The sequence below is a fragment of the Microcoleus sp. B5-D4 genome (genome assembly GCF_036705145.1).
Classification (GTDB): Bacteria; Cyanobacteriota; Cyanobacteriia; order Cyanobacteriales; family Microcoleaceae; genus Microcoleus.
In genome coordinates, this window is sequence record NZ_JAUBTV010000005.1 from 70,726 (window position 1) to 87,855 (window position 17,130).

Below are 17,130 nucleotides of genomic sequence, written 5' to 3' on the forward strand. Positions count from 1 at the left end.
GGTGGGCCGAAGAGCCCGCCACAGGCAAGATGCCTGTGCCACAACAAACTCTTGTGGGGTGGGCCGAAGAGCCCGCCACAGGCAAGATGCCTGTGCCACAACAAACTCTTGTGGGGTGGGCCGAAGAGCCCGCCCCCAAACTTCAAAACTAAATCCAGCAAAGCCTACTCTGGTTCGACCCAGCGATCGTCCGATTTAATCAAGTCTATCAATTCTGCCACGCCTCGGTCTTCCGGCACCTTCTTAATTTCTTCCCGGCCCCGGTACAGCGAGATATAACCCGGTTGCTTCCCGACATAGCCGTAGTCAGCATCAGCCATTTCTCCCGGCCCATTGACAATACAGCCCATTACTGCTATATCCAAACCGGTGAGATGCTTGGTCGCCTCTCTCACTTTGTGTAACACTTCCTCTAAATTAAACAAAGTGCGACCGCAGGAAGGACAAGCCACATACTCAACCATCGTTTTCCGCAGTCCCAAGGCTTGCAGAATGCTGTAGCAAACGGGAATCTCCTTTTCTGGGGCCTCTGTCAGCGAGACGCGGATGGTGTCGCCGATACCGTCAGCTAACAAGGGTGCCAGGCCTGCGGTGGATTTGATGCGGCCGTATTCGCCGTCTCCTGCTTCCGTGACGCCGAGATGTAGGGGGTAATCCATGCCGAGTTCGTCCATCCGGTGCACCATCAAGCGGTAAGCAGCAACCATCACGGGTGCACGGGACGCTTTCAGGGAAAGTACGATATTTCGGAAGTCTAGGGATTCGCAAATTTTGATGAATTCCAGGGCTGATTCTACCATGCCTTCGGGCGTATCGCCGTAGGTAAACAGCATCCTTTCGGCGAGGGAACCGTGATTAACACCGATTCGCAAAGCTTTGCCTTGGTCGCGCAGGGAAATCACCAGAGGTTCCAGGGTTTCGCGGATTTTTTCGCCAATTTCCGCGAATTCGGCGTCGGTGTATTCGGTTCTGTCGGCTTTCGGCTTCTCGAACACGTAAAGTCCGGGATTGATTCTCACTTTGTCTACGTGTTTGGCCACTTCCAGGGCAATTTTCATGCCGTTGTGGTGGACATCGGCGACAAGGGGCACGGGTTGGTATGTGGCGTGCAGTTTTTGCTTGATTTCGGCTAAAGCTTTGGCGTGGGCCATGCTGGGCACGGTGACGCGGACGATTTCGCAGCCAATCTCGTGCAAGCGCCGAATTCCGGCGACTGAACCGTCGATGTCGAGGGTGTCTTCGTTAATCATCGACTGTACGACGACGGGGTAGCCGCCGCCGATGGTGACGCTACCGACTTTGACTGGCCGGGTTTTGCGGCGTTTGATGGTGGTGTCGAAGGTTGGTTCGGTGGTGGGGGTTTTAGTGGGGTTCGGCAGAGTTTGCATAACTGGTTGCTAGAGTTTTGTTACTAAGGTCTATAAAAATGTGTCTGCTGTTTTTCAGGTTGCCATAGAAAGGGTCTGTTTGGACAAACAGGTTTTACGATTTATGATTCTTAATGAGATTGCTGCGAATTTGTCGATCGAATTATGTCGGAAAAGGGCGATCGAACTAAAAGCCAACCATCACCGGGAAGGCGAACTGAAGTTGGGCCCGTGGAACTAAACCCAACCTAAAAAATACAGTTAAAATACAGGCTAGACCGAGATAAAAATTAATATTGGTTGGCGGTGAGGAGAATGGTTTGGACACCGGGGCAGCGGTTAAATGGCGATCGGTATATTATTGAGCGCAAGATAGACAAGGGCGAGGGCGGCTTTGGGGCCACGTACCTAGCACAGAAGGCGCAAAACAGGCAGCGGGTTGTCATCAAAACGCTGAAAGATGAATTATTGAGAGATCCAAATTTTGCCTGGTTTCGGGACAAATTCCTGGAGGAGGCGGTAAAGCTATCTGTGTGCAGGCATCCCAATATTGTAGAAATAGAAAACTACTTCATTCACGATAATTTGCCTTGCATTTCGATGGAATATGTGGCAGGAGAAGATTTGTGGAAATGGGTGGGAGGGCGCGGTTTTATGTCAGAAAAAGAAGCTTTAAACTACATCCGCAAAGTGGGAGAAGCCGTAATAGTAGTTCACGAAAAAGGTTTACTACATCGGGATATCAAGCCACAAAACATTATGGTGCGTGACAATCAAGATGCAGTTTTGATTGACTTTGGTTTGGCGCGGGGTTTTATTCCAGATCGCACTCAGCAAATGACTTTTGGATTAACACATGGTTTTGCGCCTCCCGAACAGTACGGGGAAATTGGCAGATTTGCTGAGTACACAGATGTTTATGCTCTGGCGGCAACGCTATACTATCTGCTAACGAGAACACCACCAACTGCTGCATTTATGAGGGCTTTAAATCATCCTTTAAAGCCGCCGTTTCAGATTAATCGTAATATTAGCGATGCGGTGCATCGGGCAATTATGAAAGGGATGGAAATGAATGAGACAAAGCGCCCTCAGTCGGTTCAAAAATGGTTGGCTATGCTTCCCCAACCTACCCTTGGTAATTGGTGGCAAATAGGGGGTGTTTCGCCAACGATTCCTAGCCCGCAGCCACCGCCACAACCTGTAAATTTGATTTCAGCAATAGGAGTCGATTATCGTCAACTCGATCGGCTGTTGGCTAGCGGAAAGTGGAAAGAGGCGGATCAGGAAACGGGGAATAAGATCCTGGAAGCAGCAGGGAGAAAAGAGAATGAGAGGCTGAGATTTGAAGATAGCGATCGAGTCCCCTGTGAAGACTTAGGAATGAAGATTTAATAACATCAGCGATGTATAATAAATAAATGAGTGAATATGAATAGGTTTATGTTTCGGTAGAGATGCCAAATATTATACCTACTTGGTTCTTCTTATGTCGCCCATAATTTTTTGATTTAAATCATTTCTTACTAACTTAATTTATGTGTTACTCAGACGAAATTACTGATTTAATGCGAAAACATCATCAGTCTTTATCTGAAAAAGATCAAAGAAAATATGCAGCGATAGAAGCCGTAAAACTTGGTCGTGGTGGAATTATTTACATAGCCCGAGTTTTGGGAGTAGACAGGAATACAATAGCCAAGGGAATTAAGGAATTAAAAAATGAATCAGACACTACTTTTAATCAACAGAGAATTCGCCGACGTGGAGGAGGAAGAAAAACTAGGGAGTCTGAGATACCTGATTTAAATGAGCGTTTTTTAGAAGTCTTAAAAAACTACACAGCCGGAGATCCAATGTCGGAAAAAATTAAATGGACAAATCTTACCCAGCAACAAATAGTTGAAGGTCTGAAGGCTCAGGAAACAATAGTCAGTACAACAGTTGTTAAGAAACTGTTAAAAAAACATGGATATGTGAAACGTCAAGCTCAAAAAAAACAAACAACCGGAGTAACAAAGAATCGTAATGAACAATTTAAAAATCTGGCAAGAATTACGGCAGAGTATGAGTTAAAGGGAAATCCAATTGTTAGTATGGACACGAAAAAGAAGGAATTTATTGGAAATTTATATCGAGCAGGAAGTCTATATACTACGGAAGCTATTACGACATTTGACCATGATTTTTGGAGTTTGGCTGACGGAAAAGTAGTACCTCATGGAATTTATGATCTGCAACATAACCGAGGATATTTAAACCTGGGAATCAGTAAAGACACGAGCGAATTTGCTTGTGAATCGATTAAATTATGGTGGGTTAATTACGGAAAATTTATCTACCCTCAAGCCGATTCAATTTTGATAAAATGCGATGGCGGTGGCAGTAATAATTCTAATCATCATATCTTTAAATCGGATTTACAAAAATTAGTTGATGAGCTAGGAATAGAGATTAGAATCGCACACTATCCTCCCTATACATCGAAGTATAATCCGATTGAACATCGTTTGTTTCCTCACGTAACCAGAGCCTGTCAAGGAGTAATTTTTACCAGTCTTGAGTTAGTGAAAAAACTCATGGCAAAAACTCATACTAAAACCGGGCTTTCTGTGGTAGTAAATGTGAGCGATAAAATTTATGAAACTGGTCGAAAAGTAGCTAAGGGATTTAAAGAAACAATGAAAATTATTTTTGATGAATATCTACCAAAATGGAATTATCGTGCAGTTCCGACTATTTAGCAGACGCTAAAGTTATTAAATTTTCATTCCTAGACTTGAACCTGTTGAGGGTTCTGAACAAGGAGGAACCCGTCCTGTTATCATCGTTAGTCGAGCTACAATCAATACATATAGCCCTGTAGTTTTGGCTATTCCCTGCACTACTTATCAAACTGGTAAACGAGTTTATCCCACTCAGGTATTAATTAAAGCTCCCGACGGTGGATTAACCAATGATTCTATCGCTATGGCAGATCAAGTACGGGTATGATCTAAATCTCGTTTATTGAGTTTACGAGGAATGCTTAGTGATCAAGCAATACTTCTGCTGAATCAAGCTCTATTAATTGCGTTGGATTTGCCTGGTCAAGTTTAATTGCACTTGAGGAAGAGATGGGCGATCGCACGAGCGAAATTTCAGACTATCTGGTATAATCAAACAGCCAGCTCTAATAATTTTCAATAGCTATGAACTATGAAAACTCAAGAACTTCGCCAGAATCTTAAGCAATCCATAGATCGCTTATCTCCTGAACGGCTGATAGTTGTGGCTGATTTCTTAGCTTATTTATCAGAACGTGAAAGCAATGAAGCTACGGTGGAATTATTAAAAATTCCCGGTTTTCTTGAAGTATTTAATAAAGCCAAAAAAGATGTAGCAGCAGGTAAGGTGACGACCGTTGAGCAACTCAAACGAAAATACTGATGAAAGTCTAAAGTTTTATTCAGTCGTTCTTAGCTTTGATGCTCAGGAGTTTTTTGAAGAAGCATCAGCTTCTTTACAACGCAAGCTAGATAGATGTTTTGAGATGTTGAAAACTGACCCTCGCAGTCATCCAAATATTAAGCAACTCAAAGGCGAATTAGCTGGATACTATCGCTATCGCGTTGGAGATTATCGGGTTGTTTATGACATTGATGATGAGCAAAAGCGTGTGGTTGTGACTGTTATTGCTCATCGTCGTGAAGTGTATTAGGGGGCACTTGGGGAAGAAACGGGCGATCGAACTTTGAGAATAAAAGGGCGATCGCTTTTCCCATAATTTTAAATTGAGATATAATAGATAGCAAGCAAAAAAATCAACGAAATTTAGTGTAAGTTAAGATAGCCTATGTTGACTCTTGAACAGATAGAAAATGCGATTCTCCAACTTCCGCCCAACAAGATTGGAGAGTTGTTAGAGTGGTTTATAAATTTGGATTACCAACGATGGGATGTTCAGTTAGAGAAAGATATTGCTGAGGGTAAACTAGATGCTTTAGCAGCAGAGGCGATCGCAGATTTTGAGAGTGGTAACTATCGAGAGATTTAATGCACTACACTACTCGAAAATTTTGGGATTGTTACAATGCTTTGCCATCAAATGTACAAGCTACAGCAGATCAGTGTTATGAGTTGCTGAAGGCAGATCCGTCTCATCCTTCTTTGCATTTTAAGAAGGTTGGTAATTATTGGTCTGTAAGGGCCGGACAAGCTTATCGGGCGTTGGGTATTGAAATTAAAACAGGTATTTTGTGGTTTTGGATTGGTACTCACGCAGAGTACGATCGGCTGATAGGAAAATAAGGGCGATCGCGCTTTGGGAAAATAAGGGCGATCGTACTTTTGGAAGATAAGGGCGATCGCACTTCGGGAAGATAAGGGCGATCGCTTTCGATTTCACCTTCATCCAGAAATATTAAGGGGTCTTTAGTCTGACCGATGGGATACCATAGTTCACTAGCAGGTAGTCTCTATCCACGACTTCATAATTCCGTAAAATTACTTATTGACAATTAGTTAACTTCAGTGTTACCTTAATAATGAAAATTAAACAATTAATTATATGGGTAAAACATTTATTTTGACTTTTGTAACCCTGGCAGCCACTTGGCTAGCTTTTTTTCTTTTTGGATCAATGACTGGGTTTTCTCTAGGTTTCTGGGGGATATGAGCAAAAAACTATCTTATGTTGGAGTAGCTATTGTATGGATTGCTTTATTGTGGTTGCTTCCGCTTGGTCAAGCCCAAGCTGCTCCTAGCATAGTAAGAAAAACAACTGAATCAATAAGAAGTGAAACTAGGTTCCAAGAAACTTTAGGGCCCCGCCAAAGTGAAAAATTATATAGGGGAGTTGACAAAAAAAGTAATGATAAATATCCTAAAGTAGAATATTATGATACTCATTTTGAATCTTACGATCCTGATATAATGAAAGATGCTTATTTTAGAGGTGAAAGATTAGGTTATAAAATAGGAAAAACTTTGAGAGAACTAACAATAGAAAAAAAATAGTGTATTTTTATGATATTGACATTCACCCAAGCTGATATTGTTAACATATTGCTATTCTTTTTAGCTTCAATAGGATCTTCTATTTATGTTATCAAAAATCCCAAGGTTAATTTTCTTGATTTTAACAAAGAGCCAAATCTTTTAGATAATTCAGTGAATCAAGAAGAAAACTCTGACCAAGAAAACAGCAGTTCAGAAATTTTAGAAGTTGCAGAAAAGCAACATATTAATACTACTAACCAGTCAGATCAAGAAATATCCAAGATATCACTAGAGACAATTCTTAAAAAGGCATTACCAGTATTTTTCTCTTTCGTGGTAATATATCTCTTGTATAAATTTTTTTCCGCCTATCCTCTAACTGATTTTTTATTCTCTCTCTAAACTCTCTGATTGCCGAGTTCACTAGCTCAACTCCCTTGTCAGCTTAATAATAGGGTTGAAGTTGAGGGTGAGGGTAGTCATAGCAATATTTTATCCTTACTTCAACTACGCAAACATCAATCTACCTTTCGGTTGAGGGACAATTCGCCCTAATTCCTGAGCAGTCTCAATCCACTCCTGGGGATCGCTTGGAAATCGCTTTTTATTCGATGCAATAGAACAGGAAAAGATAACTTTGTTTAGTTTGAATTCAGTGGTGAAACAGTATGTAAAAACTCAGTCTTCTTAGTCCGCGCAGGCGGACTTTGTTCGTGTAGTTGCGGTTTCAACCGCCGTCTTTATTCGATCGAATAAATTCGATCGTATTTCATAAAGCGGGTAACAAACCCAGAATTAATTTAAGTGCGATCGCACCCATTCCCGAAACTCTCTAAGTCTCGCATTCTCTCCCTTTTCTGAGTCTAGGTGCATAAACTGTGCGAGTTCTTTGACAGGAAACGAGCCAAATGCCAAACTGGTTTCCGATTCGACATAACTCGTATCATTTAAAATATTAATTATTAGTTTCCCCTTCTTCCAAACCCAAACCTCCGGCACTTTAAGTTCCGCATAAACCGCCATTTTATGGATAGATGAGCTAGTCAAATCAATTTCCACAGCTAAGTCGGGCGGCGGGTCATTTTTGAGATCGATAGTTAACTTTCCCCGCATTAAAGCTTCATTTTGGATATAAAAACATTCATCAGCTTCGTTGCCCGCTTTTTTCGGTTCCGAACGCCAAGTAGATGATTTTAATCCGAGAATTTCAATCCCAATTTCCTCAGAAAGCGCTACAATTAATCGTCCGAGAGTCCAGCTATACCTCTCATGTTCTGGTAAAGGTACCATTAGTTCTAAAGTCCCTTGGTAGTAAGTCATGCGCGGCGTTGAACGTTCCGCAAATATTTCTAACAAGTGTTCGTAGGTTTCCCAACTGATATCATGTAAAACCAGGTGAGAACCTGCAAGCTCTTCTTTACTGTACGCCAGGGTTTGAACCATTGCAAATACTCCACGAGAACTTTAACTCTATTTTACTCTATTGAACATTGGACAGGTGCGATTCCCTGCAGGATAGCTTCGCACGCGCGTACATTACCAGATTGATTCAAGATTCAAAATAAATCCGGGGAGAACATCTTCACCTGATACATTTGCTGGAGATTCTAGCACTTCAACTTCTTGATTCAGACGGTAAATTTCTACTTGCCGCGATTTGCGATTAATTAACCAACCTAAAACAGCACCGTTATCTCGATATTCTTTCATCTTATCCTGAGTTTCTTTCAAACTATCGCTGGGAGACATTAACTCAACGACAAAATCAGGACAAAGGGGGGGAAATTTCTTTTGTTGTTCAGAAGTTAGTGCATTCCAGCGTTCTAATTTTACCCAAGAAGCGTCAGGAGAGCGATCGGCCCCATTGGGAAGTTTGAATCCGGTTGAGGAATCAAACACTTTACCCAATTTATGTGACTCATTCCAAATCCAAATCTGTGCTGTTAATCCTGCATTGCTGTTTCCCGTCTCTCCTCCTGCTGGTGACATGATAATTAATTCTCCTTTCGCTGTGCGTTCCAATCTAATATTTTCATTCTCCTGACAGAGTTGAAAAAACTGATCGTCTGTTAGCTTAATAATTGGATTGAGGTTGAGGGTGAGGGTAGTCATAGCGGTATTTTATCGTGGCTAAACGACCTTTATTAAGGATTGTAGCATATTGAGTGAGTTGTGAGGGCGATCGCTTCCTACTCATCAAAACCCTCCCAAAAATATAAGGACACAGCAATGCTGTGTCCCTACAGATTAAAGGCGAGCGTCCGAAATTAGGAGGTTTATTCTACTCCCTCAATCCGGTCTTCCACCTCCTGATACAACTCACGCAAGCGATCCAAATTGTTCTCCGAAGTCTCCCAATAACCCCGGCCATTCACCTCAAGCAAAGTGCTGACAATCTTGCGGAAAGAATGAGGATTTAAGTTAAGCAAACGCTTCTGCATCTCCTCATCTTGGATAAACGTAGTGTTGACATCCTCATACACCCAATTATCCACAGCGCCCGCCGTCGCACTCCATCCAGTCGTATTCACCAGACGCTTAGAAATCTCCCGCACGCCTTCATAACCGTGCGACAACATCCCCTCGTACCACTTCGGATTCAGCAGCTTAGTCCGCGAATCTAAACGCACGGTTTCTGATAGCGTCCGCACCTGCGCGTTGGCTGTGGTTGTATCAGCAACAAAGGATGCCGGTTTCTTCCCATCTGCGCGCAAACTGCCGATCAATTTAGTCGGATCGGAGTCGAAATAGTGCGACACGTCGGTTAGGGAAATCTCAGCAGAATCCAAGTTTTGGAAGGTGACTTCCGCAGTTTTTAAGGATGATTCAAAAATCTGCCGATCTTGTTCCATTGTTCCGGGATTGTCGGAAGAAAAGGCGAAGGATTTGCGAGTTAAGTACATTTCCTGCAACTCGGCTTCGCTTTCCCAAGTGCTGTTTTCTACCGCCAAGTTGACGTTAGATGAATAGGAACCAGAAGCATTGGAAAAGACGCGGGTTGCTGCTTGGCGCAGGTTGATTCCCATTTCTTCCGCTTGCTTTAGGGCGTGTTTGCGGACGAAGTTCATCTCTAACGGTTCGTCGGCTTCCGCTGCCATTTTCACGGCTTTATCTAACAAGTTCATTTGGTTGATGAACAAGTCGCGGAATACGCCAGAACAGTTAATTACTACGTCGATCCGAGGGCGTCCCAACTCTTCTAAAGAAAGCAATTCGAGTTTGTTTACCCGGCCCAAAGCGTCGGGAACTGGCTTCACTCCCACCATCCACATTACTTGCGCGAGGGATTCGCCGTAAGTCTTGATGTTGTCGGTTCCCCACAGCACAACGGCGATCGTTTCTGGGTAATTTCCGCCGTTATCAACGCGCTGTCTTTCTAACAGCCGATCGACTACAACCTTAGCAGACTTGATCGCCCCCGTGGTAGGGATTGACTGCGGGTCCAAAGCGTGCATATTCTTCCCAGTCGGCAAAACATCCGGGTTGCGAATCGGATCGCCGCCTGGGCCTGGGATAATGTATTCGCCCTCTAGGGCGCGCAATAATGCGCCCAATTCGTTATCGGCGCAAACTTGTTCCAAGCAGAATTCTAGATACTCAAACAGCGGTTTAATCAGTTCTGGATCGACCTTTTTGTAACCCGCTGCGTGCAAGGCTTCAATCCAAGGTGTTTTCTTGCCCATGTTGAAGAAATTTAACTTGGAAACCAGGGAAACTCGACCCTCAGCATCGGTTTGTTCCTTCACCAAAGCGCCAACAGCATCCCGACAGGCTAAGGTGATGTTTTGTAACAATTCAACATCTGCTAAAATGCCTTTGTCGTTGTTGGTGTAGATCTCGTCAATATTGCGATCGAGACTTTGAGCAATAATCCGCGACAAACTGATTAATCCGTCTTCTTCCCGGTCTAAATTGGCAATGTTAACCAAAGTTGCGATCGCCTCTTCAGCAGTCGGTGGCTTACCGATCACGTGCAAACCGCAAGGTAACAACCGCGACTCAATCTCCATCAACTTGCGGTAAACCAAGCCAACTAAATTATCCCGTTCCTCGGCAGTCATATCCGCAGCAACCCCTCGTTCTTGTTCGGGAGGTAAGGCGATATCCTTATCCAAATTCACCAAACGGCATTTTTCGACGATCGCATCCACAATCGGCACACCCCGCCCAGTCTCTTTCAAAGTTTGATAAGAAGCAATTAACTCGCTGAGTTCCTGCAAACCTTTGTACAACCCAGCATTTTCAGCCGGAGGAGTCAGATAACTGATTGTTTCAGCATAACTGCGGCGCTTAGCAATTGTTGCCTCACTAGGATTATTGGCGGCGTAATAATAGAGGTTAGGAATCTTGCCGATCAAACTGTCAGGATAACAATCGACAGACATTCCCATCTGCTTACCGGGCATGAATTCTAGCGAACCATGAGTGCCAAAGTGCAGCACCGCATCCGCACCCCAAATGCGCTCCAAATATGTATAGTAAGCAGCAAAACCGTGGTGCGGGCTAGCAGAACGAGAGAATAACAACCGCATCGGATCGCCTTCGTATCCAAAAGTAGGTTGCACTCCGATAAACACATTGCCAAAATGTTTGCCAAAAATCAGCAAATTTTGTCCGTCGCTGTTCAAATGTCCCGGAGGCGGCCCCCAATTTTCTTGCAACCGTTCCGAGTAAGGAGTGAATTCTTCGTATTCAGCTACGGACATCCGGTAAGCAATATTTAATTCGGGACTTTGGTATTGGGCTGTTGCGTCATGGATGACTTCTTGCATCAGTTTTTCGGCGGAATCCGGCAATTCTGGCAAGTCGTAACCATTACCTTTTAAGGCTTTCAATACTTCGTAAATCGAGCCGAAAACGTCCAAGTAAGCTGCTGTTCCGACGTTGCCTTTATCAGGAGGAAAACTGAAAACTGTGATCGCAACTTTCTTATCTAATTTTGGTTTGCGGCGCAGCATTGCCCATTTCATGGCGCGCTGGGAAATGGCTTCAATTCGATCTTGCAGGGCGATCGCCTTTCCAGTTGCGCCATCACGTCCCGACACAATAATCGGTTCGATCGCACCATCCAACTCAGGAATCGCAACTTGCAACGCAACTTGAATCGGGTGCAAGCCTAAATCGCTATCTTCCCATTCTTCCGTCGTTTGGAAAACCAGCGGCAAAGCCACCATGTAAGGGCAATTTAACTTTTTCAAAGATTCGATCGCCTTCGGGTGATCTTGTTTCGCCGGGCCGCCCACCAAAGCAAAACCAGTCAGAGAAACCACCGCATCAACAATCGGCAGAGGTGTAACACCTTTTGCCCCGACTTCCAAGAAAAAAGTCTCCACAGGTTTCGAGAAGTCCAAACCGCCGGCAAAAATCGGCACAACCCGCGCGCCCATTGCCTCCAATTCCTGCACCATTGCTACATAGTGCGCGTCATCTCCCGTGACTAAGTGAGTGCGTTGCAACACTAAACCAATGCAGGGTGCGAGGGGATCTTTGAGATCCGCAGAAATATCTGTACGGGCATTAAACCAGGTCAGATATGCTTTTACATCTTCAAACATCGACGATGCCAAAGGATGCCAAATTCCCATGTCTGGGTAGACAACAGGTTCTTGGAAAGTCGGCTGTGACTGGCCTTTGAAGACATATTTATGTGACAGCATCAGCAAGAAGTTTTCCAAGTTTTCTTGGGAACCTCCCAGCCAATACTGGAAACTCAGCATGAAGTTGCGGGCATCTTGGGCTTTGTCGATGGGCAAATATTTCAGCACTTTCGGCAAAGTTTGCAGCAGTTTCAGCATTCCGTCTTGGAAGGAACTCCCGGATTTTTCCTTCCGTTTTTTCATGAATTCGCCGATCGCACTTTTGCTTTGTCCCAACTGTGCCATCGAGAAACTGCCCATTTTATTGAGTCGCATCACCCCTGGCATCGACGGGAAGACGACGGCGACATCCAAGCTGTCGCGCAGCGGTTCAACTGCCGCTACCACTTTTTCTGCCAAATCTTCGATGAAAATTAGAGAAGCAATAAATACATTGGCATCCGCCACATCCCGCTTGAAGGCCTCGTAATTTTCCGGGCTGCGGAGTTCCTCGATCAGGTAGCCGCTGATTTCTATTGCCAGATTCGGATTTTTCTGGTTTATCGATCGAACCGCTGCCGACAGGGCGCTTTGATACTGCGGTTCCAGTACGACATAGACCACCTTCATGAGCGATCGCCCCTGCAAGTTTTCCGGCACGACGTGGCGAATGGTGGGCTTGACGTGAGTGAACATCCGGTTAGGCTCCTTTAAGATGCTGTTTTCGGGAATCGGGAATTTTTTTATCCCATAAGCATTTTTACCAGAAAACGCTTGCCATTAGGCGATTTGAGCCTGCACATGACACAATTCGACAAATTTAGGTCAAATTTTCGTTACATTTTTTTATAAATTCCTTGAGCAAATACTCCATTTTTTATTTACAAAAATTTACTTGACATTATAGCTTTAATGTGTATAGGATTAATTAGTAGGATAAAAATAATTAAAAATTAACCAACGATTGAGAAAGAAATCCTGAAAAAAGTTCCAAGTTTTGTAGAATAGATCGAACTTGCGATCGCTCAATTAACTGAGGAAAAAAAAGCATAAATTCGGCAGAATCGAGCATTATATAATTGCTGAGTTCGCAAAATAGATATGTTCCCAGTAATTTAAAACCCTTTCATAACGTCTGTTTTGTGTAAATTCCTGATCGGCGATCGAGTTCATGGAAAGCTAATTGCTATCAACTCTCAAACTCATCAAAACTTTAGGGGGAAAACATGGCTAACTACGCAGTTTTCGACGAACAATTTTACCTTGCCTCATATCCTTGGATCAAACCAGCCATTGATGCCGGAGTCATCAAATCAGGACTAGAACACTTTCAAAAATTCGGTCAAGCCAGCGGTCTAACCAAAGTATCGCGTTATTTTGACGAAAATACTTACCTGACTGTCAACACAGACCTCAGACCGTTCGTCCGCACTATCAATCCAAACGCGCCGTTTGCGAGTGGGCTCGATCACTTGATTCAGTTCGGTTACGAAGAAGGACAGCGCCGCAGCGCAGTATCGCCAGAGTACAGCGAAGATTTTTATTTAGCAAATAACTCAGAGTTGCGATCGTTTGTCGGCCCCAATGCACCTTTCAAATCGGGATACCAGCATTTCATTCAATTCGGCTCAAAAGAAGGTCGTTTTGGAACTTCATTTTTTGAACCGGAATACTTAAGAGAAAACCCCGACATTGTGCCGTTTATAAACTCTGGAGCCCTGAGAACTGGTCGGGATCACTACTTCAATTTCGGGAAAAATGAGCCAAGCCGCGACGCAACTTTTGTTGGTAGCCGCAGCACCGATATTCTCACTGGTGTTGGTGTGGGGAATACCGAACTGATTGGAGTGGAAGTAGGTATCGATCCCAGGGGCAACCGGCAGTATGAAAGCTTTGGCACCAATGAATTCGATGTCCTGATTGGCAGTCCGGGAGCTGATAGATTCGTACTGGGAGTTCCTGCTACAGCCGGGAATGTCACCCCGACACCGCTGTATTTGGGTAACGGTCAAGCTACGATTCGCAACTTCGACATACAAAGCGATTTTATCCAACTGCAAGGAACTTCTTTAAACGGCTACAGCCTGACTCCCATTGGCAATAATTTGTCAATCCAGCGTTTTGGAGATGTGCTCGGCGTGATTGAAGGAGGAGCAACCTTGGGTTTAACTTTCCAAGAATCTAACGGTAATGGTACTTTCTTGATTGGTTAGTCATTGGTCATTGGTCATTAGTCATTGGTCATTAGTCATTAGTCATTAGTCATTAGTCATTAGCTAATGCTGATGATTAATGATTTTTTATTGGTGGTGGGCGATGGTTCTATAAAAAAGATCGCACTTTACATTCTTAAAGAAGCAACCATGAATTACGATATCTTTGACGAACAATACTACCTTTCGCAATATCCGTGGCTGAAACCAGCCATTGATGCAGGAATCATCACATCTGGAAGAGAACACTTTGAAAAATTTGGTCAAGCCGCCGGTCTCACCAAAATATCCCGGTATTTTGACGAAGAAACTTACCTTGAGGGAAATCCAGAGCTTAAACCCTTTGTCCGCACAGTCAACCCAAACGCGCCTTTTGCTACAGGACTAGACCACTTTATCCAATATGGTTACGAAGAGGGTCGCACTCGCGTATCGCCTGACTACGACGAAGCATTTTACTTAAAAAGATATCCCGTACTGGCTCCGTTTGTAGAGAACGGAACTTTTAAATCAGGATTTGAGCACTTTGTCAAATTCGGATCGAAAGAAGGTCTTTATGCGAACACCTTTTTTGAAGAACAATACTTGCTAGACAACCCGCCTGTAGCAGCAGCAGTTAAGGCGGGAGATTTTCAAACGGGCGGAGAACACTACCGAAAATTCGGGCAATTTGAACCCGATCGCACTGCGACTTTTTTCGGAACTTCCGGCAATGATATCCTTACTGGTTTCGGGGTGGGAAATGTTGAATTAATTGGAGTTGAAGTAGGTGTAGGTATTAACGGCGGCAGAGAGTATAAAAGTCAGGGCATCGATGAATTCGATACTCTCATTGGCGGTAGCGGTAGCGATACATTCGTGTTGGGTCGTACATTCCTAACTACGACAAATAGAGGGCAATTATTGAGCGTCGATCAAGGGTTATACCAGGGGCCAGGTTGGGCTACAATTCAGAACTTTACCAAAGGTCAAGATCGCATTCAGTTAACATTTGGCTATCAATACAGTATATTTCCGATCAACAATAATCGAGATTTAGCAATCCAAGTCAGTTCTGACACGATCGCTGTAATTGAAGGCGGTGGAAATCTGAGCTTGAATCGATTGCCAGTATTTGGTGAATTGAGAACTTTATTCGGCTAGAAATATCGAAGCGATTAATTAGTCGGTGTTGATTTTGTTTGTGGCGATCGCACATTCGCAAAAAGGGCGATCGCACTTTTGTGTTTGCCCTAAAAATAATAAAACAGGCTTAACAATAATTAACTTGACATACTGAGTTAGTAGAATTAGTAATAGTAGTTTAAGTTTAACAGACAAGTAAGCAGACTAAGCTTGGAGCAAAATTTATGACTAATTATGAAATTTTTGACGAACCATACTACCTGGCGCAATATCCTTGGGTGAAACCGGCTATTGATGCAGGAATTATAAAATCCGGCAGAGAACACTTTGAAAACTTCGGTCAAGCCGGCGGCATGACCAAAGTATCGCGGTACTTTGACGAAGAAACCTATCTATCTAAAAATCCAGATATTGCTCCCCTGGTTCGTAGCGCCAACAATCCAAACGCGCCTTTTGCCTCTGGTTTAGACCACTTTATCCAGTTTGGTTACGATGAAGGCCGCACCCAAGTATCACCTGACTACGACGAAGCATTTTATTTAAAACGATACCCCGTACTTGTGCCGTTTGTACAGAACGGCACTTTTAAATCGGGTTTGGAACACTTTATCAAATTCGGAGCCAAAGAAGGTCTTTATGCGAACACCTTTTTTGAACCCGAATACTTGCTGAAAAACCCCGATGTAGCAGCAGCAGTCAAGGCGGGAGTTTTCAAAACAGGTGGGGAACACTACCGAAAATTTGGACAATTTGAGCCAGCGCGATCGGCTACATTTGTCGGGACTAAAGACACTGACATTGTAACGGGATTTGGTGTAGGAAAAGTTGAAATCACTGGCGTTGAAGTATCTTTAGATGCAGCGGGAAATAGAGTTTATGAAAACAGACCCTTTCCTAACGATCGCGATACGCTCATTGGCGGTCAAGGTAGTGATACTTTCGTTCTCGGTGTGAAGGGGAATCTATTCTACAGGTCGTATATCGTCGCCAGTGGCGCAGCTACGATTAAAAACTTTGACCCGCAAGCCGATAAGATCCGCGTAGCGGGAACGCGAGGCTGGTACAACTATCAGTTTAACGCTTCTGGAAATTTTCAGATTGAGGGACTACCAAGCTCTAGGGTTGTCCCAGTGATTGCTGAAGTCGAGGGTGTTGCGAATATGCCGTTTCTAGAAAATCGGGAACCTAATTTCTTGATTTTCGATCGAGTTGCTGTATTGGATAACTTTTGGGAAGCTGGATATTTAGCAAACAATCCCGATGTTGATGCGGCTGTTCAAGCAGGAAGTTTTGCTTCAGGTCTCGATCAGTATACAAAAGTTGGGCAATTTGAAACAAATCGCTCTGCAACTTTTGTGGGGACTTCTGGGAATGATGTTGTGACTGCTTTTGGCAAGGGAAAATCGACAGTTATTGGAGTTGACTTTGAGGGCCGTTATTTGAGCTACGGCAGCAACGAATTTGATACCTTGATTGGCAGCGAAGGTGCTGATACTTTTATTTTGGCTCATAATAACATTATTTCGCGACCGAGCACTGGTAGCTACAGGGACATAACTCAACAATTGTATGAGGGCCCGGGGGAGGCTCGCATTCGTGGCTTCAACCCCAATCAGGGAGATACTCTTCAGCTAGCAGGAAAACTGGATTACTATCAAATATCTCCAGTGGGTGCAGATTTAGTCATCTCACTACGAGGAGATAGAATTGCAATTCTTGAGGGAGGTGCGGACTTAAATTTGAGACAACTGACATTTCCTAACGCTGAGTTTGGGAATATCAATCCTTTCTTGCTAGGCTAGAAAGCTATTAATCTTAATGAGAAACCCGATCGAACCAAGCAACCGGGTTTCTCAAAAATTTAGCCCG

General features: G+C 43.8%; 17 protein-coding genes. 13 read left to right on the forward strand and 4 right to left on the reverse strand.

Annotated features, from left to right (window positions below):
- Window positions 1–164: 164 nt before the first annotated feature.
- A complete protein-coding gene (gene ispG, locus QUB10_RS03950; protein ID WP_333199734.1) occupies window positions 165–1,388 on the reverse strand; it encodes a (E)-4-hydroxy-3-methylbut-2-enyl-diphosphate synthase in 1,224 nt (407 codons plus the stop codon).
- A gap of 40 nt (window positions 1,389–1,428) precedes the next feature.
- Between ispG and QUB10_RS03955 the strand changes: the two genes are divergently transcribed.
- The 10 genes from QUB10_RS03955 to QUB10_RS03995 all read left to right on the forward strand — a co-directional run bounded on the left by QUB10_RS03955 (window position 1,429) and on the right by QUB10_RS03995 (window position 6,749).
- Complete coding sequence (locus tag QUB10_RS03955; RefSeq protein WP_333199736.1) at window positions 1,429–1,608, forward strand: hypothetical protein; 180 nt, start codon at window positions 1,429–1,431, stop codon at window positions 1,606–1,608.
- A gap of 74 nt (window positions 1,609–1,682) precedes the next feature.
- Entirely contained in the window at window positions 1,683–2,762 is a 1,080-nt protein-coding gene (locus tag QUB10_RS03960) for a protein kinase domain-containing protein (RefSeq protein WP_333199739.1), read from the forward strand.
- 143 nt (window positions 2,763–2,905) lie between these two features.
- Window positions 2,906–4,111, forward strand: coding sequence for an ISAzo13 family transposase (locus QUB10_RS03965; protein ID WP_333199741.1), 1,206 nt, complete (start codon window positions 2,906–2,908; stop codon window positions 4,109–4,111).
- Between the two features lie 25 nt (window positions 4,112–4,136).
- Window positions 4,137–4,361, forward strand: coding sequence for a type II toxin-antitoxin system PemK/MazF family toxin (locus tag QUB10_RS34185; protein WP_445300762.1), 225 nt, complete (start codon window positions 4,137–4,139; stop codon window positions 4,359–4,361).
- A gap of 204 nt (window positions 4,362–4,565) precedes the next feature.
- Window positions 4,566–4,796 (forward strand): hypothetical protein, encoded by a 231-nt coding sequence (locus QUB10_RS03970; protein ID WP_333199743.1) that lies wholly within the window; start codon window positions 4,566–4,568, stop codon window positions 4,794–4,796.
- Window positions 4,771–5,067, forward strand: a complete 297-nt coding sequence (locus QUB10_RS03975; RefSeq protein WP_242719033.1) for a type II toxin-antitoxin system RelE family toxin — start codon at window positions 4,771–4,773, stop codon at window positions 5,065–5,067. Before QUB10_RS03970 ends, QUB10_RS03975 begins: the two co-directional genes overlap by 26 nt.
- Before the next feature lie 135 nt (window positions 5,068–5,202).
- Window positions 5,203–5,403, forward strand: a complete 201-nt coding sequence (locus tag QUB10_RS03980; protein WP_333199745.1) for a hypothetical protein — start codon at window positions 5,203–5,205, stop codon at window positions 5,401–5,403.
- A complete protein-coding gene (locus QUB10_RS03985) occupies window positions 5,403–5,657 on the forward strand; it encodes a ParE family toxin-like protein (protein ID WP_333199747.1) in 255 nt (84 codons plus the stop codon). Before QUB10_RS03980 ends, QUB10_RS03985 begins: the two co-directional genes overlap by 1 nt.
- Before the next feature lie 363 nt (window positions 5,658–6,020).
- Window positions 6,021–6,365 carry a hypothetical protein gene (locus tag QUB10_RS03990; RefSeq protein WP_333199749.1) on the forward strand — a complete coding sequence of 115 codons (345 nt, stop codon included), beginning with the start codon at window positions 6,021–6,023 and terminating at the stop codon, window positions 6,363–6,365.
- A 9-nt stretch (window positions 6,366–6,374) separates the two neighbouring features.
- Window positions 6,375–6,749 carry a hypothetical protein gene (locus QUB10_RS03995; protein WP_333199751.1) on the forward strand — a complete coding sequence of 125 codons (375 nt, stop codon included), beginning with the start codon at window positions 6,375–6,377 and terminating at the stop codon, window positions 6,747–6,749.
- Between the two features lie 393 nt (window positions 6,750–7,142).
- On the opposite strand, the gene QUB10_RS04000 is transcribed toward QUB10_RS03995, so the two are convergent.
- The 3 genes from QUB10_RS04000 to QUB10_RS04010 all read right to left on the reverse strand — a co-directional run bounded on the left by QUB10_RS04000 (window position 7,143) and on the right by QUB10_RS04010 (window position 12,619).
- Window positions 7,143–7,790 carry a Uma2 family endonuclease gene (locus QUB10_RS04000; RefSeq protein WP_333199753.1) on the reverse strand — a complete coding sequence of 216 codons (648 nt, stop codon included), beginning with the start codon at window positions 7,788–7,790 and terminating at the stop codon, window positions 7,143–7,145.
- Window positions 7,791–7,883: 93 nt separating this feature from the next.
- Window positions 7,884–8,459, reverse strand: coding sequence for a Uma2 family endonuclease (locus tag QUB10_RS04005; protein ID WP_333199755.1), 576 nt, complete (start codon window positions 8,457–8,459; stop codon window positions 7,884–7,886).
- Between the two features lie 164 nt (window positions 8,460–8,623).
- Window positions 8,624–12,619, reverse strand: a complete 3,996-nt coding sequence (locus QUB10_RS04010) for a magnesium chelatase subunit H (RefSeq protein ID WP_333199757.1) — start codon at window positions 12,617–12,619, stop codon at window positions 8,624–8,626.
- Between the two features lie 530 nt (window positions 12,620–13,149).
- Between QUB10_RS04010 and QUB10_RS04015 the strand changes: the two genes are divergently transcribed.
- From QUB10_RS04015 to QUB10_RS04025, 3 genes are all read left to right on the forward strand, one after another.
- Window positions 13,150–14,136, forward strand: a complete 987-nt coding sequence (locus QUB10_RS04015; protein ID WP_333199759.1) for a calcium-binding protein — start codon at window positions 13,150–13,152, stop codon at window positions 14,134–14,136.
- A 150-nt stretch (window positions 14,137–14,286) separates the two neighbouring features.
- Window positions 14,287–15,279, forward strand: coding sequence for a calcium-binding protein (locus QUB10_RS04020; protein WP_333199881.1), 993 nt, complete (start codon window positions 14,287–14,289; stop codon window positions 15,277–15,279).
- Between the two features lie 206 nt (window positions 15,280–15,485).
- On the forward strand, window positions 15,486–17,063 hold the full coding sequence (locus tag QUB10_RS04025; RefSeq protein ID WP_333199761.1) for a hypothetical protein: 1,578 nt from the start codon (window positions 15,486–15,488) through the stop codon (window positions 17,061–17,063).
- Window positions 17,064–17,130: the final 67 nt, after the last annotated feature.

Excerpts from the sequence above, each read along its gene's own strand:
- QUB10_RS04015 (WP_333199759.1), top strand. The coding sequence starts at position 13,150 with ATGGCTAACTACGCAGTTTTCGACGAACAATTTTACCTTGCCTCATAT.
- QUB10_RS04000 (WP_333199753.1), bottom strand. The coding sequence starts at position 7,790 with ATGGTTCAAACCCTGGCGTACAGTAAAGAAGAGCTTGCAGGTTCTCAC.
- QUB10_RS03970 (WP_333199743.1), top strand. The coding sequence starts at position 4,566 with ATGAAAACTCAAGAACTTCGCCAGAATCTTAAGCAATCCATAGATCGC.
- ispG (WP_333199734.1), bottom strand. The coding sequence starts at position 1,388 with ATGCAAACTCTGCCGAACCCCACTAAAACCCCCACCACCGAACCAACC.
- QUB10_RS04025 (WP_333199761.1), top strand. The coding sequence starts at position 15,486 with ATGACTAATTATGAAATTTTTGACGAACCATACTACCTGGCGCAATAT.
- QUB10_RS03995 (WP_333199751.1), top strand. The coding sequence starts at position 6,375 with ATGATATTGACATTCACCCAAGCTGATATTGTTAACATATTGCTATTC.
- QUB10_RS04020 (WP_333199881.1), top strand. The coding sequence starts at position 14,287 with ATGAATTACGATATCTTTGACGAACAATACTACCTTTCGCAATATCCG.
- QUB10_RS03980 (WP_333199745.1), top strand. The coding sequence starts at position 5,203 with ATGTTGACTCTTGAACAGATAGAAAATGCGATTCTCCAACTTCCGCCC.
- QUB10_RS04010 (WP_333199757.1), bottom strand. The coding sequence starts at position 12,619 with ATGTTCACTCACGTCAAGCCCACCATTCGCCACGTCGTGCCGGAAAAC.
- QUB10_RS03990 (WP_333199749.1), top strand. The coding sequence starts at position 6,021 with ATGAGCAAAAAACTATCTTATGTTGGAGTAGCTATTGTATGGATTGCT.
- QUB10_RS04005 (WP_333199755.1), bottom strand. The coding sequence starts at position 8,459 with ATGACTACCCTCACCCTCAACCTCAATCCAATTATTAAGCTAACAGAC.
- QUB10_RS03965 (WP_333199741.1), top strand. The coding sequence starts at position 2,906 with ATGTGTTACTCAGACGAAATTACTGATTTAATGCGAAAACATCATCAG.
- QUB10_RS03985 (WP_333199747.1), top strand. The coding sequence starts at position 5,403 with ATGCACTACACTACTCGAAAATTTTGGGATTGTTACAATGCTTTGCCA.
- QUB10_RS03960 (WP_333199739.1), top strand. The coding sequence starts at position 1,683 with ATGGTTTGGACACCGGGGCAGCGGTTAAATGGCGATCGGTATATTATT.